The sequence below is a fragment of the bacterium genome, from assembly GCA_036382775.1.
Taxonomy (GTDB): domain Bacteria; phylum Hydrothermota; class Tepidihabitantia; order SM23-42; family JAOAFX01; genus DASVHD01.
This window is the reverse complement of the sequence record DASVHD010000028.1, coordinates 45,090-63,389: the sequence shown is the minus strand read 5'-3', so window position 1 is coordinate 63,389 and position 18,300 is coordinate 45,090. Positions and strand designations below refer to the sequence as shown.

The 18,300-nt window shown below is 52.2% G+C and carries 17 protein-coding genes and 1 other RNA gene; 13 read left to right on the top strand and 5 right to left on the bottom strand.

The genetic code is table 11. The annotated features are described in order from the left end of the window. Positions 1–142 precede the first annotated feature (142 nt). Genes VF399_04980 through VF399_04970 form a run of 3 tightly spaced genes read right to left on the bottom strand, consistent with a single transcriptional unit; the run spans position 143 to position 3,851 of the window. The gene (locus VF399_04980; protein HEX7319693.1) at positions 143–1,870 is read right to left on the bottom strand and encodes a helix-hairpin-helix domain-containing protein; all 1,728 of its coding nucleotides are present in this window, start codon (positions 1,868–1,870) and stop codon (positions 143–145) included. Positions 1,871–1,881: 11 nt separating this feature from the next. Next, positions 1,882–2,601, bottom strand: a complete 720-nt coding sequence (locus tag VF399_04975; GenBank protein ID HEX7319692.1) for a hypothetical protein — start codon at positions 2,599–2,601, stop codon at positions 1,882–1,884. Next, positions 2,601–3,851: a nodulation protein NfeD gene (locus VF399_04970; protein HEX7319691.1), complete on the bottom strand. Its 1,251-nt coding sequence runs from the start codon at positions 3,849–3,851 to the stop codon at positions 2,601–2,603. Before VF399_04970 ends, VF399_04975 begins: the two co-directional genes overlap by 1 nt. Between VF399_04970 and VF399_04965 the strand changes: the two genes are divergently transcribed. Next, on the top strand, positions 3,845–5,140 hold the full coding sequence (locus VF399_04965; protein ID HEX7319690.1) for a glycosyltransferase: 1,296 nt from the start codon (positions 3,845–3,847) through the stop codon (positions 5,138–5,140). The two genes, VF399_04970 and VF399_04965, sit on opposite strands and share 7 nt — an antisense overlap. Beyond that, the gene (locus tag VF399_04960; GenBank protein ID HEX7319689.1) at positions 5,133–6,218 is read left to right on the top strand and encodes an NAD-dependent epimerase/dehydratase family protein; all 1,086 of its coding nucleotides are present in this window, start codon (positions 5,133–5,135) and stop codon (positions 6,216–6,218) included. Before VF399_04965 ends, VF399_04960 begins: the two co-directional genes overlap by 8 nt. A gap of 54 nt (positions 6,219–6,272) precedes the next feature. Here the strand turns inward: VF399_04960 and VF399_04955 are convergent, their stop codons facing one another. Beyond that, on the bottom strand, positions 6,273–7,184 hold the full coding sequence (locus VF399_04955) for an Omp28-related outer membrane protein (GenBank protein ID HEX7319688.1): 912 nt from the start codon (positions 7,182–7,184) through the stop codon (positions 6,273–6,275). 470 nt (positions 7,185–7,654) lie between these two features. Between VF399_04955 and VF399_04950 the strand changes: the two genes are divergently transcribed. The 3 genes from VF399_04950 to miaA are packed head-to-tail and all read left to right on the top strand — an operon-like array spanning position 7,655 to position 9,774. Beyond that, entirely contained in the window at positions 7,655–8,083 is a 429-nt protein-coding gene (locus VF399_04950) for a hypothetical protein (GenBank protein HEX7319687.1), read from the top strand. Then, a complete protein-coding gene (locus tag VF399_04945; protein HEX7319686.1) occupies positions 8,080–8,850 on the top strand; it encodes a prepilin peptidase in 771 nt (256 codons plus the stop codon). The genes VF399_04950 and VF399_04945 overlap by 4 nt, the downstream gene beginning before the upstream one ends. Before the next feature lie 21 nt (positions 8,851–8,871). Continuing rightward, positions 8,872–9,774, top strand: a complete 903-nt coding sequence (gene miaA / locus VF399_04940; GenBank protein HEX7319685.1) for a tRNA (adenosine(37)-N6)-dimethylallyltransferase MiaA — start codon at positions 8,872–8,874, stop codon at positions 9,772–9,774. A gap of 68 nt (positions 9,775–9,842) precedes the next feature. Here the strand turns inward: miaA and cmk are convergent, their stop codons facing one another. Next, a complete protein-coding gene (cmk, locus tag VF399_04935; protein HEX7319684.1) occupies positions 9,843–10,538 on the bottom strand; it encodes a (d)CMP kinase in 696 nt (231 codons plus the stop codon). Between the two features lie 365 nt (positions 10,539–10,903). Between cmk and VF399_04930 the strand changes: the two genes are divergently transcribed. From VF399_04930 to VF399_04895, 8 genes are all read left to right on the top strand, one after another. Then, complete coding sequence (locus VF399_04930) at positions 10,904–12,121, top strand: tetratricopeptide repeat protein (protein ID HEX7319683.1); 1,218 nt, start codon at positions 10,904–10,906, stop codon at positions 12,119–12,121. After that, positions 12,122–13,114, top strand: coding sequence for an ABC transporter substrate-binding protein (locus VF399_04925; protein ID HEX7319682.1), 993 nt, complete (start codon positions 12,122–12,124; stop codon positions 13,112–13,114). Between the two features lie 10 nt (positions 13,115–13,124). Next, positions 13,125–13,463, top strand: an RNA gene (gene ffs, locus VF399_04920) — signal recognition particle sRNA large type. Positions 13,464–13,554: 91 nt separating this feature from the next. Continuing rightward, positions 13,555–15,021 (top strand): DNA polymerase III subunit gamma/tau, encoded by a 1,467-nt coding sequence (gene dnaX / locus VF399_04915; protein ID HEX7319681.1) that lies wholly within the window; start codon positions 13,555–13,557, stop codon positions 15,019–15,021. A gap of 10 nt (positions 15,022–15,031) precedes the next feature. Further along, positions 15,032–15,319 carry a YbaB/EbfC family nucleoid-associated protein gene (locus tag VF399_04910; protein ID HEX7319680.1) on the top strand — a complete coding sequence of 96 codons (288 nt, stop codon included), beginning with the start codon at positions 15,032–15,034 and terminating at the stop codon, positions 15,317–15,319. A gap of 212 nt (positions 15,320–15,531) precedes the next feature. Continuing rightward, positions 15,532–16,122, top strand: a complete 591-nt coding sequence (locus VF399_04905) for a hypothetical protein (GenBank protein ID HEX7319679.1) — start codon at positions 15,532–15,534, stop codon at positions 16,120–16,122. 11 nt (positions 16,123–16,133) lie between these two features. After that, on the top strand, positions 16,134–17,405 hold the full coding sequence (locus VF399_04900) for a TolC family protein (protein ID HEX7319678.1): 1,272 nt from the start codon (positions 16,134–16,136) through the stop codon (positions 17,403–17,405). A 4-nt stretch (positions 17,406–17,409) separates the two neighbouring features. Beyond that, complete coding sequence (locus VF399_04895) at positions 17,410–18,291, top strand: efflux RND transporter periplasmic adaptor subunit (GenBank protein HEX7319677.1); 882 nt, start codon at positions 17,410–17,412, stop codon at positions 18,289–18,291. Positions 18,292–18,300: the final 9 nt, after the last annotated feature.

The following is an 18,300-nucleotide window of genomic DNA, read 5'->3' as shown; positions in this document are numbered from 1 at the left end:
TCATTTTTTCTGTCACTCCCGAGAAATCAGGAGTCCAGGGTCATAAACATCTGGATTCCCGCATGCGCGGGAATGACAAGGTAGGGCAAACCTTCAGGTTTGCAAAAAGGTGATCAATCAAACAATTTATATCGGTGTCAGACTACAAATTAAAATCGACCTGCATGCCAATGTAATAGTTCGTTACAACCTTGCGAAGCGCGGTGCACTTGACGCTTACCGACATTTGCTTTACCGGCTTCACCGAGAGATAAAGGATCCCGTACTGTCCCTGACCGTACAGTATCCGGTTGCTGATGACACCCGGCAGGTCAGGTTCATAGGCAAAGATCCGCGCGCCATACGAATCCGTGTCAAAAACGCCATAACGCGTTTTAATATCAAACCGCTCCGCGTCGACACCCAGGTCGCACGATATGAACATCCCCCTGTCCAGCGAGTCATCATCGGTGTAAACATGTTTTTCTTCAAGGCGAACGTCGCAGTATAACCAGCCGGTCGGTCTGAAGCGGACGAAGATCTTGGCACCCGAAAGCTCGCGGTCGGTTTCGAGCGTTTTCCAGCGCAGCTGGATTTTGGAATCGATAATGGTCATGTTTTTTTCGAAATTGAACTTCAAATCGTAACTGGTCGACTCGGCAGAGGCCGGACTGCTGATGTTCAAGGTCGCGCCCAGCCGGGCGATGAACGATGTCTGGCCGATGTCCGCGGTCAGGCCGAAATAATCATCGCGGGCTTCCACGCCCTTCGGCGAGTAATACCCGGCCGGAAAATACTTGCCCGCAACGCTGAATTCCGTGCGGTGAGGGAATATGCTGCCCAGTCCGAACAGACCGCCCAGGCGATTCTGGTTTGCGCGCGCGGCTTCGGAAAAAAGAATGAAGTTATTGCTTTTGTAGCGGGCGCTGAAACCCGACATCCAGAACTGCCGTCCGTAGAATCCAAACAGCGAATCCTTAGTCGCGAACTGCGGGGTGTAAGTGCAGACGTAAGAGCGGTGCCCTATGACCAGGCCGGAGACCGCATACCCGACGTCATAACCCATGATTTCTTCATCGATGCGGTCTTTTCTGGCGAGCCCGGCAGAGTCGCTGTGATCGCCGGTCATATCCAGGGACCAGGCGATGTCGGCGGTATCGACCCGGCCGTCGAGTTTGTGGTCGGAAAAGAACAGCGTAAAGGGGACCAGCAGCGAGTCGCCGTAAGCGGCGCCGAAAAACGCGTTGTTCTCCATCGCCGATGTGTACGGCACGATGCCCCGTTCAACGCTCGCGACCCGGAAATCAGTTGCCTGGAAGATCGAACCGACCGAGGACAGCATCACGCCTGAGCCCAGGTCGAGATCATAGGCTCCCATCGCGAACCTGCGTTTGCCGTCATTCACGAGCAGGCCTCCAGCCCAGTAATCAAAGAACGAGCTCTCGCCGGCGTCCTGCTCGGATACAAGGAACAGGTTATGATGACCGGCAAACAGCGCCTGGCTGCGCGTGTAATAATCATTGGCGTGCTGATCGCTGACCGCCTGGCGCCATCGCAGGCGCGACTTCAATATCTCAAGACGGTACGGCTTGGCCGCAAAGGTAAGGTACGGTTTGATGCGGCTGATCGTCAGCCGGTCGACCTGCCGGCTGGAAGCCAGTTCTTCCCAGGAATTTATCCTGCCCGTTTTGTTCCTGAGATCGATTATCCGCATGCAGTCACCGGCGCTCAAGTATGGTATCCTCATGAGATCATCGATCGTTGCGGAATTAATATCGATGGGGTGGGCTTTCAGGTAATCGGTTTCGGCGATGATCAGGTTGTAATCCCTGGTTTCCTCGGTTTCAAAAATGTCAGTGCTCGTAACGAGCAGAATAAGCAGGAGCGTCACTTTATGTCAGATCAATGCGAACTGAACAGGAGTGTCAATGCGTGGGTGAGTCCCAGCTGCTGATGGTTATGCCCGGAGTAGTTCACGGCCAGCGTTCCCAGCCGAACGGTACAACCATATTCAAGCCAGAGCGGGTCGGAATTGACACCAAGGTCTAACGCCAGGAGCGAGCCCGGGACAATACCGATTCCGATATTGAGAAAAGGAACCTGCGTTTCCGTGGACCGGGCGGATAACCGGCAGGAAAGGACGGTGTTCACCGCGTAGACCCCGCGCGCGCCGTAGGTCAGCGGTACGCGGTCGGTTTCGCTGAACCGCGGAATGTTCAAATTGTTCAGCCACAAGCCAAGCTCGCCAGTAGGAGACGCGAAACATGCCCCGCAACGGACCGCGTATGAATACCGGCTGGAAAGGTCTTTTATCCAGCAGTTCAAAGCCGAGACATCGACTCCGGCATGCAGGGTGCCGCGGATGGCAAACCCGTATCCGAACGTCAGGCTATTTTCGCGGTACAGGCTATTGCCGAATCGTGTAACTTCAAACGCCAGGTTCCTGATTTGCGACCGGGCAGTATAGGTACTCAGGTCGGACAGACTGAAACGTTCGTCCGCGGTGATAGAGAATTCAGTGCGGGTCCGGGCGTGATATGCCGGGTTAAAGCGGGCTTCGAGAAAATCGCTGGCCGGGAATAGTGAGGTCTCAAACGCAGCGCAGAGCAGGATCCACGCCATTACAGGGGCTCGACTTTCAGAAGCACCCCGGAAGCGTTTACGACCTTGACCCGGCTGTTTTTCTTGATGGGTTTGTCGCTGACGGCGTTCCATAATTCGCCGTGGACAAAAACCGTTCCGCCTTCAGAATCGATCTCGGTCTTGGCGATGCCGGATTCGCCGACCATCCCTTCCTTGCCGCTGGCGGGTTTGCGGAACTGGGCGCCGATACCCATGATCAGCATCAGCACCACGAACGCGACAATGATTATGGCAACGAGCATGATCACCTCCCATGAAACACGCAGGAACGGTACATTGCTATTGAACAGAATGACCGAGCCGATGACCAGCGCGATAACGCCGCCGATAGTCGCCAGCCCGTGCGACGTAAGGTATATTTCAATAATGAAAAAGATGGCCGATAAAACAATAAGGGCTACTCCGGCGTAGTTCACCGGCAGGATGTGAAGCGCGTAGAAGGCGAGAATAAGACAGATGCCGCCGACCACGCCCGGAAAAATAAGTCCCGGATGCTGCAATTCAAAGAACAATCCATAAATACCAAGGAGGAGCAGGATATAAGCGATATTGGGGTTGGTGATTATCAGGAGCAGGCGGTCCCGGAATGACATTACGACTTTCTTGACCGGCGCCGACGCGACCGTCAGGGTCAGCGTGTCTTCGTTAACGACGACCTGCCGTCCGTCAAGCTGGGCGATAAGGTCCTGATCGTTGGGGGCAATGATCTCGCAGATCCCGAGTTTGAGCGCTGTGTCCGCGTCCACGGAGACGCTCTGGCGCACAGCCTGCTCGGCCCAGGCAATGTTCCGATGCCGTTCCTTGGCCAGCGATTGCAGATACGCGACCGCATCGTTGGTCACCTTGCCGATCATGACGCTGTCCTGTTTCTCACCGCCCAATCCTACCGGGTGCGCGGCGCCGACATTGGTACCCGGCGCCATCGCCGCGACGTGGCTCGCGTACAGGATAAAGACGCCGGCTGATGCCGCGCGTGCGCCTTTGGGCGCGACGTAGACAACTACGGGCACGGACGCGTTGAGAATACGCTTGGTTATTTCCCGCATGGATTCGTCGAGGCCACCCGGCGTATCCATTTTTATGATAAGGCACGACGCGCTGTCGTTCTCGGCCTGGGTGATCGCCTCTAGAAAATACGCGCTCGAGGCGGGCGTGATCGGACCGCTGAATTCGCCGATGTAGACGGCGTTTGCGTTGAACAGTACAGCGCTTAGCAATACAAGTGACATGGCGCCATAGTGTATACGGATTCGCGGGCAAGTCAAGGAGCGATACGGCAGCGCTGGTTATTGACTTCAGCGGTTTTTCTGATTATAGTACGAGTACTTTCAAACTTATGGCTCACAAGCGGCTTAAAAAGATCTGGGTCATGTACTGTTCGCGGAAGGGCGGGCACACCTATCCGAGCTTTGCCTTTTACGATTACGTCAAGGAAGCGGGGAACGGACAGTTCGTTCCGGAGATCATGAACCTGCTTGATTACTCGCCCGCCGGCTCACGGACCGACGCGCTGGGAAGGCTGGGCGATCTCAAGCTCAAGGGTCTGTTCAAGAGCGGTTATAAGAACCTGCAGAAGCAGAACGAGGTAATGCTGGGCGGATACCGTTTTGCCGAAGGCATGATCTTTTCCATGAGCGCGACCTTTCAGAAACTGAAGCACAAGTTCGGACAGCCCGACATCATCGTTTCACTGCAGCCAGAGGTAAACGTCGTAGCCGGGCGCTTGAAGGATTTTTTCAACGTACCTATGCATACCATTATTATCGATCTGGCGGTCCACGGGTTGTGGGTGAACAAGGCGATCGACCGTTACTACGTGATGAACGAACCGCTGCGCGATGAACTTCTTACCTACCAGGTCGCGGTCGACAGGATCACGGTTTCCGGTATGCCGCTGCGCGCCGGATTTTTGCCGGTCACTAAAAGTGACGTGAAGGAAGTCAGGCGATCGCTGGGGCTGCTACCCGATAAACCGACGGTCCTGCTGATCGGCGGACTGCTCGGCACCATGGTCGATTTCCATACCGCGATCAAGGCGATCATGCAGATCGAATCGCCCGTCCAGTTGGCGGTCATTTTTGGAAAGAACGAGAAGGACTTTATCAAAGCGCAGGCGCTCAAAACACGCGCGCGGTGGCCCCTGCATCTGTTCGGCGCGGTGTCAAATATGCATGAATTCATGTGGGCAGCCGATGTTATCGTGAGCAAGCCAGGTTCCGTGACCATGGCTGAAGGTCTCGGTCTCGGGCGACCCATGGTCGTCATCACGCCCCGCGCGGGTTCTGCCCAGGAGCACCGGTTCGCGCACTTTCTCAAGGCGAACGGCGCCGGCGAATGGGTCAGTTCGCCGGATGAACTGACCGCGCCGCTTGCCGCGATCCTCGGGTCCAGTGACATGTACCGGCGCATGCATGAAAAAGCATGGGAACTTGGGCATCGCAGCCTGAACGGTACCGGGACGATATTCAAACATGTCAAAGCTGAGTTAATGCGCAAAGGAGAGATGGACAATGAATAAAAGCACGGCCATTATAACGGGTTCTGCCGGACTTATCGGTTCCGAGTCCGTATCTTTTTTTATCGACAAGGGATTTGACATCATCGGCATAGATAACGATCTGCGGGCGTATTTTTTCGGCAAGGAAGCTTCCACCCAATGGATGCGGGACCGCCTGACCAGCCGTTACCCCGCTAATTACCGCCATAAAAATATCGATATTAGGAACTTTGAAGAACTATCAAAGGTATTCAAGGAATCCAAACCGGAGATCGTGATCCACTGCGCGGCGCAGCCGTCCCACGACTGGGCGGCCAAGGAGCCGTTCACTGATTTCGGCGTGAACGCCAACGGAACCCTGAATCTGCTGGAAGCGACACGCCAGTTCGCGCCGGAAGCGGTGTTCATTTTTGTTTCCACGAACAAGGTCTACGGCGATACGCCGAACCGGCTCCCGTTGGTCGAGCAGGAAAAGCGGTATGAGATCAGAAAAGACCATCCGTACAATGACGGCATCGACGAGACGATGAGCATTGACGGTTGCCTGCATTCTTTATTCGGCGCGTCCAAGGTAGCGGCCGACGTGCTGGTTCAGGAGTACGGCCGGTACTTTAACATGAAGACGGTTTGTTTCCGCGGCGGCTGCCTGACCGGTCCGGCGCATTCAGGCACAAGGCTGCACGGTTTCCTTTCGTATCTGGTGCGGTGCGGCATCGCCGGGATAACGTATCATGTATTCGGTTACAAAGGTAAACAAGTCAGGGATAACATCCATTCATACGACTTGGTGAACGCGTTCTATCATTTTTTCCGCAAACCCAGGGTCGCCGCGGTCTACAACATGGGCGGCAGCCGGCATAGTAATTGTTCGATCCTCGAAGCCATCGACGATATCGAGGAGTTATCCGGCAAGAAGCTTGTCTACAAGTATGAGGATAAGAACCGGATCGGCGATCACATCTGGTACATCAGCAGCGTGAAAAAATTCCAGCATGACTATCCCGGCTGGCAGTACACCTATGATATCAAGCGGATGATCAAGGAGATCTACGAGTTCCAGAAAGAGCTTCCGCTGGATCAGGTGCTGTCAAAAGAATAAGGCACAGGATCTGGATCCCTGTGCCTTAGCCGAAAAATAACTGCGATCAGCCGATCAGCGAACGACGATCTTCCCGGTTGCAGCGCTGTTGCCGCTGTCAAAACGATAAAAATAAACGCCCTGAGCCACGGCATCGCCATGTTTGTCTTTAAGGTTCCAGTACACGCGTTCCCGGGTATCGCGCGCGGTGCCGGTGTAAGTCCTGATCTCACGTCCAGCAATGTCAAAAAGACGGATCGAGTAGCGCTCGCCCGGCGCCAGGCTGAACAAGAACGACGTGCCATCCACGCAAGGATTCGGCGCCGGCTGCAGGATCGACCGCGCCGCCGGTGCTCCATGCTCAGCGATCCCGAGTTCAACGAGTTTTACAATGGCGCTCTGCCAGATTTCTTTTGTGGAGTCGGGCTGCTCGATATCGTTCTGGATCCAGGCCAGCAGGTTGAGATTGGCATCGACCCAACCGGAACTTGCGATGATAGCCTGCGTTACGGTGACCGAATCACCGGCCGGGATGGTGACGGTCGTTCCGCTGTCGTCCGGGATATAATCCCTGGGCACGCTGTTGTGGACCATCACTCCATTGGGAGCCGCATAAACAAGGCTATCTTCGGTGATGACGATGATCACGCGTCCGGAGATCTCTGCCGTCGAATCATTCCGGATATTCACGAAAACCGTACCGGTGTCATCGCCGGTCGAATAAGCACCGTCCATGGTTATGGTCACGGGCGCTTCTTCGCTCATGCGGTCTACGATGAGTGATTCCCAGATCGAATAATCCATGCTGCTGTGGTTGTTACCGTCGAACCACATCCATGGCGGCACGTACATGCCGGCGAACGGCGGTGGATAGTATTGAATTCGTTCGGTCGCTTCCTGCAGGTAGAAATGATTGCCGGCCGGGTAATGCACGTCAACGGCGGCGATCTGACCGGGATGGTTCCATATGATCTGGTCTAGTGCCATACTGGCACTGCCGCACGCTGTTCAAGTTTCGTCCGTGATCATTTCCACGGCTACGACGCGCTGGGCAGCAAAGGTCAAGCACAGCAAAGCCGCCAGCATGATAATAACATTCAGAAGATTGACAGAATTTTTCATACCGCTCCTTTTTTATATCTATATTTAATATAATAAAAAAGACCTGTTTGTCAAGACCCGCGAGGCGCCAACAAAAATTTCTGGATTATCTGGAAATCTTAAAATAGTTCTTGACAAAATATGAATGATGATTATACTATTGCATAAAGGAGGTATAATGAAAGCGTGCGGTGCAAAGAAAAAAACTAAGAAGAAAACAACAAAGAAGAAAAAGAAACGGAAAAAGTAATTTATAGCTAAAGGGGGAGGTTAATCCTCCCCCTTTTGTTTTTTTAAACCCCCACTCCGCTTGGAACGCATTGACAAGGGCTCTTTATCACATATAATTAGCGTAAATGAACCTCGGTATATCAAGGGCGCAGTACGACAGAATGCTGAAAAATATTGAAGAGATCAAAGCCACCATAAAAAAACCACCGGAAATGAATTCTCCCCAGAGTGTGAAGGTGATCGAGAAAGTGAAATATCTTTTTTACGGTATGATCAAATCCCTGGTTGACATGGGTAACAGGATCATTGAGGAAAAAGAACTGAGAAGACCGCGAAACAACGCCGATGTTTTCATCAGCCTGGCCGAGCATGATATCGTTGCTTCAGCGCTTGTCCCGGGATTGAAGAAAGCCGTATTTTCCATGCCCAAGATGAGTCACTGTTCATATGAGGAAGTGCTGGCAACCATTGGTGAGAGCATCGAGGCGGTCCACAAGTGCCTGGATTCCTATACGGTCTATTTCGATTTCCGGTTGCAGAGCCCGAAAAAGTGACGATTCTCTACACGGTTTTTTCCTTTATATTCGGGCTCGTCTTCGGTTCATTTTTAAACGTGCTGATCTACCGGCTGCCGCGGTCGGTGTCGATCATCCGTCCCAATTCGTTCTGCCCCCACTGCCGCAAGCCCATCCGCTGGTATGAAAATATCCCGCTGCTGAGCTATGTCTTTCTGGGCGGAAAATGTGCGCATTGCCGAAAACCGATATCATGGCAGTATCCGCTGGTCGAACTTCTCACCGGTTTGGCGTTTTTGTTCTTATACCATCAGTACGGTTTCAGCCTGGCATTGATCTTTTACCTGGTCTTCATTTGCAGTCTGATCGTCATCTCGGGGATCGATTTTACCCACCAGATAATACCGAGCATTATTTCCCTGCCCGGGATCCTGCTGGGATTGGTGTTCCAGATTTTGTATGGCAATTTCTGGCTTGGTCTTATCGGCGCGTTCTTTGGCGGGGGGCTGATACTGCTCATCCGCGTGCTGGGCGGCTGGGCATACAAAAAAGAGGTCATGGGCATGGGCGATGTGTTCCTGACCGCTATGATCGGCGCATTCATCGCCTTTCCCCGTATTATCATCGCCGTTTTCATCGGCGCTATTGCGGGGTCCTTATTTGGCATTGTCTACCTGCTGGTCACTAAAAAACACCGCGAAAGCCCTATCCCATTCGGCCCTTTTTTAAGCCTGGGCGGGCTGGTAATGGCGCTATTCGGCGACCGCGTCATACTTTTTCTTAGAATGCTGGGCGTCTACATTTAGCAGCCGTCCAGGTCCATAGCATTGAACGATCCAGTCATAACGATAATCGGTCCCACCGGAGTCGGGAAGACACGGATCAGCATCGCCCTGGCAAAGGCTGTCGATGCCGAAATCATTTCCGCGGATTCCCGCCAGGTTTACAAATACCTTGATATCGGCACGGCGAAGCCGACGCGCCTAGAACGCAGTGAGATCCGATTTCACCTGATCGATTTCCTGGAACCCGATGAATCATACTCATGCGGGCAATTTGCGCGGGACGCGCACGCATTGCTGAGCGATATCCCCGGACGCGGATCGGTTCCGGTCGTATGCGGCGGTACGGGTCTGTATATCAAGGCTCTTTTTGAACCCCTGCACGAACTGCCGCCATCGCAGAAGGTCGTCAAAGAGCGGCTCACCCGTGAACTGGCAGTGCTCGGGACCGCCGGTATGTACGAAAGGCTGGAGCGCATCGATCCGGCATGGGCAAGGGCGATTAAACCTGCTGATAAACAGAGGATATTACGCGGGCTCGAAGTCTACGAGATCACGGGTCGGCCATTGAGTTCATTCATAGGCGGGAAGAAAGCAACTGCGCCATTTAGACCGCGGTACATCGGATTGCACTTGCCCCGGGAAGTGCTTTACCGGAGGATCGACCAACGTTTTGACGCGATGATCCAGGCGGGTCTGGCGGATGAGGTTACGTCGCTTTCAAAAATCGGCTATCCCTGGACATTAAGCATATTCAAGACCATTGGTTATAAGGAGATCATTGACCATCTCGAGGGACGGCTGACGCTGGAACAGGCGATCACGGCGGCAAAACGGCGAACCCGGAATTTTGCCAAGCGGCAGATCACCTGGTTCAACCGCGTGCCCGGGGTCGAATGGTATGATGCGGATAAAATAGACATAGATCACATAGTAAATGGCAATTAGTAATTAGGTTATTAGTAGATTGAAGGAAATGTAAAATTCATTATATTTGATTTTTTATACACTAATTACTATTTACTATTAACTAATAACTTCAGTTTGTTTTTTACGATCTTTTCCACCAGCGAAATCTCTTCTTCGATCGTCAGGTCCGTGGTGTCGACCACGATCGCATCATCAGCTTTTTTAAGCGGCGAATGGTCGCGGCTGGAATCATACTGATCGCGATACGCCAGGTTTTCATACACCCTAGCCAACTCGACCTTGATGTTCTGTCCTGCCATTTCTAGCGCCCTGCGCCGAGCCCGCACTTTCAAATCCGCCTGCATGAAGATCTTTACTTGGGCGTCGCGAAAAACCACGGTACCGATATCCCGCCCCTCGCATACGACATTTTTTCCCTCGGCGACGGCGCGCTGCTTTCCGACCATCCAGGCTCTGATCTCTGGAACTGCCGATACTGGTGAGACAAGTTCGCTGACCGCCAGCGAACGGATCTCGGCCGATACGTCCCGGCCATCCAGGAACACGCGGATATCACCGTTGGATCTTCGCAGGTCGATCTCGGTATGAGCGATGATGTCCTTTATGATTTCCATGTCCATTGAAGACGGATCGCCTTTTTTCATGATGTATTTAAGGGCGGCGGCGCGATACATGGCGCCGGTATCGAGATAGAAAAAGTCAAGGCGTTTTGCGACTCCTTTCGCCGTCGTGCTCTTGCCCGACCCGGCACCCCCGTCGATAGCCACGATAAACCGCGCCATCCAGTATTTTAATCAGCGCTTTTCCGTTGTCAATGAGATGACTCCTTTCCTTAATACCTTCACCTTGATGACAGCATTACCATTTTTTTATCCTCCCCCCTAGTGAGGGAGGGCAAGGGTAGGGGGATAATAATTGGTGCCCCGTTAGGGAGGGAGGATGAAGGTGGGGTTGACGGTTGTATAATTTTATTGGGTTTTTAGTATTAATCACCCTCCCCTTTATTCCCTCCCATCTTAGGGAGGGAATTTATTGTAGGACAATGCAGACAAAAGTGAAGAGAAGTTATGTTGATGAAACCGAATGGGGCTCTTAATTATTGACTTTTTTAAAAAATTATATACAATTGGAGCATAAGGAGGCTTCAATGAAAAAACGTTGGTTAAGTGTGTTGCTGCTGGCGGTGCTGTTCGTTGGATGCCCGCCGACACGGAAGAACGCCACAAAGATATATATTACTCAAAATCAGTATGAAAAAGCCAAAGAACAATGTCTGCTCGGCATCGAAGAGGCGCCAGCTGATTTTGAATATCGCTGCCTCTTGGGACAAATCGAGATCCAGCTGGGTAACTCGCAGGCAGGAAGCAAGGCCTTTCAGAATGCCTTTAAAATAGACACGGCGTTGACCATGAAGTGGTTCACGGTAACCGAAAAGAACAACCTGACTGCATATTGGGGGACTTTTATTAAGGTCGCTTCTGAATTGCTTTTAGAAAAGAAATATGACGAAGCGCTGGTCAATCTGCAATTAGCCAGGAAACTTGATCCCACCGCTGCCCAGCAATTTATAATCGAGGGGCATGTCCGGACCGAGATGGGCGATAAAGAAGGGGCGACCGCCGCCTATAACAGGGCTTTGTCCATCGATCCGGAAAATCCCGAAGCTTACTTTAGCATAGCGGGTACCATGTTCGAAAAAAAGGATTATGAAAAGGCGATCGATCAGTTCTCCAACGCGATAAAATATTTTATCAAACGGTATGATCAGCAGAAGGGTGGTTTGTTCCAGAATGTCGCGTTCGACCGGGCAGTGGCAAATGAGATCGTGACGCTGTACAACGATAAAAAAGAGGAAGAGTTGAACCGGGTGCTCAAGACCAAGCTCGGCATTGAACAACCCGAAGCCCAGAAACGAAACGTCGAGAGGTTCGCCATTACCACGGAGTATCTGGGCATGAGTTATTATCACCGCGGGATATCGAATTATAACCTTAAAAAAGACAGCCTGGCGCTCAACGACTGGAATGCCACGCTTGAAATCCAGCCGAACAACTTGAACGCCATGTTCTCTGTTGCCGAAATACTCGTTAAGTTTAAAAAATACGATGAGGCTCGTTCTTACTATGAAAAGATCATCACCCTGAAAGGCGATGACTTCGCGGCGTGGTTCATGATCGCTGTCTGTTATTCCCAGGTCAAGAATTTCCAGAAGGCGATCGAAATATACGAGGACAAAGCGCTCAAGCTTGAGCCGAAGAATATCGATGTTTTGACCAACCTTGCTTACGCATACCGGGAACTGAAAAACACCAAGAAATCGCTTGAGTATTTGATGATGATACAGGAATTGGAGAAGGGCAAATAATTGAACCGTAGAGTCACGCAGGGAATGTTGAATATCCTGATATTCCTTGCGGTACTGGCATTGATCGCTGTTGTTGGTTTTCCTCAATACCGGGAATTAAAGCCGTCGTCCGTACGGATCGGCGTTGAAAGGGCGTTCGGCGGTCTGCCTTTCTACCTGGCCGAACTTGACACCTCGCGTCAGTACTACAAACTGGAAAAGGTCAAACCGCTGTTCGTAGATATCGAGAGCGGGTCGCTGGAGAAGCTCAAAAGCGGCGAGTGTGACATAACGTCCGTATCGTGGTATGACCTCCTGCTTTCGCCCGTGGTCGATAATGACACGATCAAGGTGCTCGGTTCCCTGGAGCTGCGCGCCGCCGCAGATGCCATCATCATTCCCAAAGATTATGGAAAAATAAGGTCGCTGAAAGATCTGGCGGGAAAGAGGCTTGGATTTCTTGCCGGCGATGAATACCTTGTGAATATGGTGCTGCAGAAAATGGAGCAGAAGGATGAAATAAAGAACATCACCCGGATCCCTCTGCGGGCCGGCGAGATCGCGACCGCACTGAAGGATAACAAGGCTGACGCGCTGTTCGTACTGGATCCCTACCGCAGTTATCTGTTTTACCTGGGCTGCAGCGTGCTGCTGGAAGGTCTGGTTAACACTTATCTGATGACGGGATTCCCTTATCAAGCCGTCGTTATGAAGAAAAGCTTTGTGGTCAAGAACAAAAAAGCGGCCTTGCGCATGAAAAATACTTTTGACGCGGTGCTGGGGTTCATAAAAGTGCATCCTGAAGTCGCAAGGAGCGCTGTGGTCACGAAAAATGAATGGCCGCTTGACGGCACCATGCTGCTGAACATCAAATTACCGGAATATTTAAGGCTTTCCGAGATCGACACGAAGCGGGTCGAACAGCTGCAGACATTAATGGTACTCTCGGGTGCAGGATCCTGCGGCATGAACGTGCAGGATCTGATCTTTAGGGCGGAAGTTTTCAAAAACTGAAAAATACCGGTCGTGCTAGATGGGGAGCCAGCGGTGCCCTGAACCCCGCACCTAATAATGACCGTAAGACATTATCTGAAGGAAGGCAGGAATTGAGATGACTGTTAAGGTGCGGGGGGACCCGAAATCCGCTATAGCGGGATTGAATGCCCTGTTGAGTCAGGATTTTCAGGGGCGACAGCCGGATGCAAAAGGCGTTGACGATTGGGCCCTATGATAGCACCGGCTACAAACCCCGCCAGGTCCGGAAGGAAGCAACGGTACGTAGCAAAGGACTGGTTATGGGAAAACCTGGTCCGAGTCTTTTCCTCTTACTGTTCCTGAAGGCATTGGCGAAGAGGGCGCACGACCGGAATTTAAGCAATGGACATTGTTTGCTAGAAAATAGAAAACAGAGAATGGAAAATAGGAAAAACAGGAAATAAGGAATAAAGAATATTATGTCGCATAAGGTAATATCGCTGAAGCACCGGCCGCAGAGCTTTGACGAGCTGACCGGGCAATCCCATGTGGTGCTGGCGCTCAAGGGCGCGATCAAGAGCAATGCCATCGGGCACGCTTTTTTGTTCGCCGGTCCCCGCGGCGTTGGTAAAACCACGACCGCTCGGGTCTTTGCCAAAAGCGTTAACTGCATCGAAGGGCCGACCGTAACGCCATGCCAGAAGTGCCAGGCGTGCGTTGAGATAACGGCCAGCCGCAGCATCGATGTGGTCGAGATCGACGGGGCGTCAAACCGCAAGATCGATGATATCAGGGACCTGCGTGAAGGCGTTCGCTATGCCCCGCTCCACTGTCGTTACAAGATCTATATTATTGACGAGGTCCATGCCCTTACCGATGACGCTTTTGATGCCCTGTTGAAGACCCTTGAGGAACCGCCGGCGAATGTCATTTTCATTCTTGCCACAACAAATCCTACCGATGTGCCGGCTACCATCCTTTCCCGCTGCCAGCGGTTCACTTTCAAGAGGCTTTCCTTGAACGAACTGACCCAGCGGTTGAGCGCGGTTGCCCAAAAGGAAAATATCAAGATCGACCGCGATGCTTTGCGTTACCTGGCAGTGCGCGCGGACGGGAGCGTCAGGGACGGCGAGAGCATCCTGGAACAGCTGGGTTCTTTTATCGATGGCACGATAACCAAGGATGATATCTTCAAATTCGTCGGTTTCCTGGGCAGTGATTTTTACCGCGACCTGCTGGGAAAGATCATCGCCCGCGATCTAACCGCAGTTCTCATGGGTCTGAACAAGGGGATCGAAGACGGCGGTGACCCGCTGGAAATATACCGTGAACTGGTCGGATATTTAAGAAATTTGCTGTTGCACAAAGCCGGTCTCAGGGAGGAGTACCTGGAGCTGAGCCAGGATGAACTTGCTTTGCTGGATAAGATCCCGGTGTCGCGCGAGAACCTGATCGACATGATCGAGTACTGCTTGAGATCCGAAAATACTATCCGGCGTTCGGTCAATCCCAGGGTGGCGATGGAACTCCTGCTGAGCCAGCTCGTAGTACAGGGATCGACCCGGATTCCCTCTTCAAACCCGGGATCCGGTCAAGACGCGCAGGACGTATTGGTTGTGAAGGACAGCGCCGCCGATGCGGCGCCGGCGACCCTGGACCTCAGACAGGGGATGCTCGATGCCCTCGCTAAGAAAAGCCCGAGGCTGGCAGGTACGCTTACCAAGGCCGAAATTTCCCGGGAAGGAAAGGCGGTTGTGATCAAGGCCGACACGGAATTCTCCAAAAAGGAACTGCAGCAAAATCAAAAGATCTTGCTGGAGATAATTAAAAAGTTGGCAGGAGCTGACTTCGAGCTGTCGATACGGCGGGAAGACGCGGGGAAGAAGGATATCGACACAATGACCCAGAAGATCAAGACCATGTTTGACGGTGAAGAAGTAAGATAGGCAGAACCACGTGAAAAATCTCATGCAGGAGGCCATGAAACTGCAGTCAAAGCTGCTGGAACAACTCAGGCAGATAAAAGTGGAAGGGAGCGCCGGCGGCGGCATGGTGAAGATCGAAATGGACGGCGAGCAGAACGTCGTCGCCGTCAAGATCGAACCGCAGGTGCTCGCCGATAAGGACGTCAGCATGCTTGAGGACCTGATCATGGCCGCCCTGGCCGATGCCCGCAAGAAGGTTTTAGAAAAAACGCAGGAAAGTTTTCAAAACATCACCGGATTCCCGATACCGCCTAAATAATCTGATTTGCATATATCCTGAGTAATCTCCATTGTTTGTCTTTTTTCTACAACAAATATCCTCCCCCTAACGGGACACCAGCTGTTATTGAATGCTGATTTATAATGCTGCCATCGAGGAAGGGGATTCAGACAAATACCCCCTTGACAAAGAGCACTTTACATATATAATGACTGACCAGTCAGTCATTATTTCTAATTAAAGGAGGCTGTATGAACGTACTGCTTATGGCAGTTTCTTTATGGGCAAGTTTGAATTATAAGCCGCTATCCCCGCAGGTTTACGCGGGTCCCGATTACGGTTTTTATAAATTATATCAGGATTCGCTCGAAACCGGGTCGCGCTGGCAGTTCGGCGGGGAGATCGGTGTTGAGAATATTATCCCGAATATAGGGATCCGGGTCCACGGCACGTACCTGCGATATGAAGTGCCGATGGCCGGTATGGGAACGTATGTTTATGACTATATCCCGATCTCGTTCTGCACCGAATTCAATATGCTCCCTTTTATCCGCACCCGGCGCGCAGCGATCTATCTGGTGACCGGTCTTGGCTGGTATCTGTGGAAAGCGTCATTCGATGGCGAGACGATCACCCTCCCGTCCGGCGGGAAAATGGAAGAAAAGGATCTTGGTTTTATCGGTGGGATATCGCTCCGGATCAAACTGCTGAAAAACGTAGGAGTGGAGGCAGTGAGCCGTTATCATTATATGGCGAGCGCCGATCTCGATAAATATGGATATTTTGATAAGGATGATAAATTATGGGAAAACGGCTTCAGCCTTAAATTCCTGTTTCCTTAAGGGAGGATGACATGATATCTTATGCGATTCTGATCCTAATGTCACAAGCATTACATGATACCGTTCGCTTTGACCGCGGTGACGCTATTGAATATGCGCTGCTGAATAATCCCGAGATAATCCAGCTGCAAATCGATATTGATAAGGCTGAAGCCGGTATCGGCGAAGCAAGGTCCTCATTTTATCCGACACTTTCACTAAGCGGATATTACGCATACATTACTGATGTTTCGGTCTTCATGATGGACAGCATTCCGATCCCGATCGGTCAGCATGAAAACTATGACCTGCAGGTATCGTTGCAGCAGGTGCTATTTACCTGGGGCAAGGTCTATAATGCCTACCGGATCGCCGGTTTGAGCCGCGATATCGCGTTCATGTCCCTGGATAGGAAAAAGCAGGAGGTCACGTATTCCGTGACCACGGCCTTTGACGGCCTGCTCGTGCTGGAAGAAATGGTGAAACTAATGCGCGAAAGCCTTGACCAGTTGCAGCGGCATGAAGAAGCCGTGCAAAAGCGCTATGCGGCCGGCCTGGTTTCGCAATTCGAGCTGCTGCGCGCTGGTGTCCAGGTGGCTAACTTCAAACCGACAGTGATACAAACGGAAAACGGGTTGAACCTGGCGCGTGAGGGTTTCAAGATGCTGCTGGGTTTGCCCCTTGACCGGGAATGCGTGGTGGATGGAGAATTGCAGTACACTGAACAGGCATATGATCTTGAGGAACTCACGACCGCAGCGCTGGCAAGCCGAGCCGAGATCAAAAATCTGCAGAGTGTCGAAAAAATTGCGCTGGCCGGCAGGTCAATAGCGCAAACCGCGAACTTGCCTTCGATCGTGGCGGGCGCGACCTATGACCGGCAAAAGCCATTTGGACTGGGCGGCAGCGAGTGGGGTTCAAATATGACGTTCTCGCTCGGTTTCCAGTTGCCCTTGTTCAGCGGGTTTAAGAGCCTGTACGCGTACAAATCAGCTGCGTTAAAACTCAAGGAAGCGCGGCACGCGCGGGAAAATCTTGAAAAGGCGATCAGCCTTGAGGTCAAGCAATCCTATCTGAATTTTCTTGCCTCTCAAGAAGCGCTCAGTGCCGCGCAGGAGAACGTGAACCAGGCGACCAGGGCGTTCGAGATCATGGAAACGCGGTACAAAAGCGGCCTGGCAACGAACCTGGAGTTCATGGATGCGCAGCTGGCGGCGACCCAGGCAAAAACGAATTACTTGAATACGTTGAAGGAATACCACGCGGCAAGCGCGGGAATTCGCAAGGCAACAGGAAAGGAGTGATGCGATGAAGAAAAAGTTGATCATTATAGGCCTGATTCTGATCGTGTGCGTAGGCATCGTGCTGCGTGTTTTCGTGTTCAAAAAATCTTCCGGCGCGGACCGCACCAAGGTCAACAGTTCGGTCGAATATGTCGTGGCGCAAAAAACCAATGTGATAAAGTCTTGCGAGATGATCGGCGCGATCATGGCGGATAAGACCGCGCAGGTTTTTCCGGAAACCATGGGCCGCGTGCTGAAGATCATGGTATCCGACGGCTCGCGGGTAAGCAAGGGTGACCGGCTGATGGTGATAAAGAACGAGACCGTAGGTTTTGATTTTGAAGAAGCGTACGTCACCTCACCGATCAGTGGCGCCGTCGCCCGGATCTTCGTGGATATCGGCTCGATGGTTACCCCCCAGGCGCCGGTCATGCAGGTGGTTGACTTCGCCCGTGTCAAGGTCGCTTTCAATGCCGCCGAAACCGAGGCGGGTTGCTTCAGCAGGAATAAAAAAATAGTCCTGTCCGTAGATGCCCTGCCGGATCAGTCCTTTACCGGCTCGATCACGGAGATCAGCCCGGTGATCGACCCCATGACACGGACCGTCAGCATAAAAGCGGCTATCGAAAATCCGCGGCTGGTTCTGAAACCGGGGATGACCGCCCGGGTATTGATCACCGTGGCCGAACGCAAGGATGTATTGGCCCTGCCCCCGGACGCGATAATCAATGATTTTTTATTCATAGTGAACGCGGACAGCTCAGTTACGAAAAGAAAGGTATCTACCGGTCTGGTCGGGGATGATCAGACCGAAATCCTTTCCGGACTGGCTGAGCATGAAATGGTCGTCGTCGTGGGCCAGCAGCGTCTTGCCGATGAAGAAAAGATCATTCCGGTGAAAAGGTAAGGTTTAAAA

Excerpts from the sequence above, each read along its gene's own strand:
- VF399_04930 (HEX7319683.1), top strand. The coding sequence starts at position 10,904 with ATGAAAAAACGTTGGTTAAGTGTGTTGCTGCTGGCGGTGCTGTTCGTT.
- VF399_04975 (HEX7319692.1), bottom strand. The coding sequence starts at position 2,601 with ATGGCGTGGATCCTGCTCTGCGCTGCGTTTGAGACCTCACTATTCCCG.
- VF399_04905 (HEX7319679.1), top strand. The coding sequence starts at position 15,532 with ATGAACGTACTGCTTATGGCAGTTTCTTTATGGGCAAGTTTGAATTAT.
- VF399_04955 (HEX7319688.1), bottom strand. The coding sequence starts at position 7,184 with ATGGCACTAGACCAGATCATATGGAACCATCCCGGTCAGATCGCCGCC.
- VF399_04895 (HEX7319677.1), top strand. The coding sequence starts at position 17,410 with ATGAAGAAAAAGTTGATCATTATAGGCCTGATTCTGATCGTGTGCGTA.
- VF399_04970 (HEX7319691.1), bottom strand. The coding sequence starts at position 3,851 with ATGTCACTTGTATTGCTAAGCGCTGTACTGTTCAACGCAAACGCCGTC.
- cmk (HEX7319684.1), bottom strand. The coding sequence starts at position 10,538 with ATGGCGCGGTTTATCGTGGCTATCGACGGGGGTGCCGGGTCGGGCAAG.
- VF399_04960 (HEX7319689.1), top strand. The coding sequence starts at position 5,133 with ATGAATAAAAGCACGGCCATTATAACGGGTTCTGCCGGACTTATCGGT.
- VF399_04950 (HEX7319687.1), top strand. The coding sequence starts at position 7,655 with ATGAACCTCGGTATATCAAGGGCGCAGTACGACAGAATGCTGAAAAAT.
- VF399_04900 (HEX7319678.1), top strand. The coding sequence starts at position 16,134 with ATGATATCTTATGCGATTCTGATCCTAATGTCACAAGCATTACATGAT.
- dnaX (HEX7319681.1), top strand. The coding sequence starts at position 13,555 with ATGTCGCATAAGGTAATATCGCTGAAGCACCGGCCGCAGAGCTTTGAC.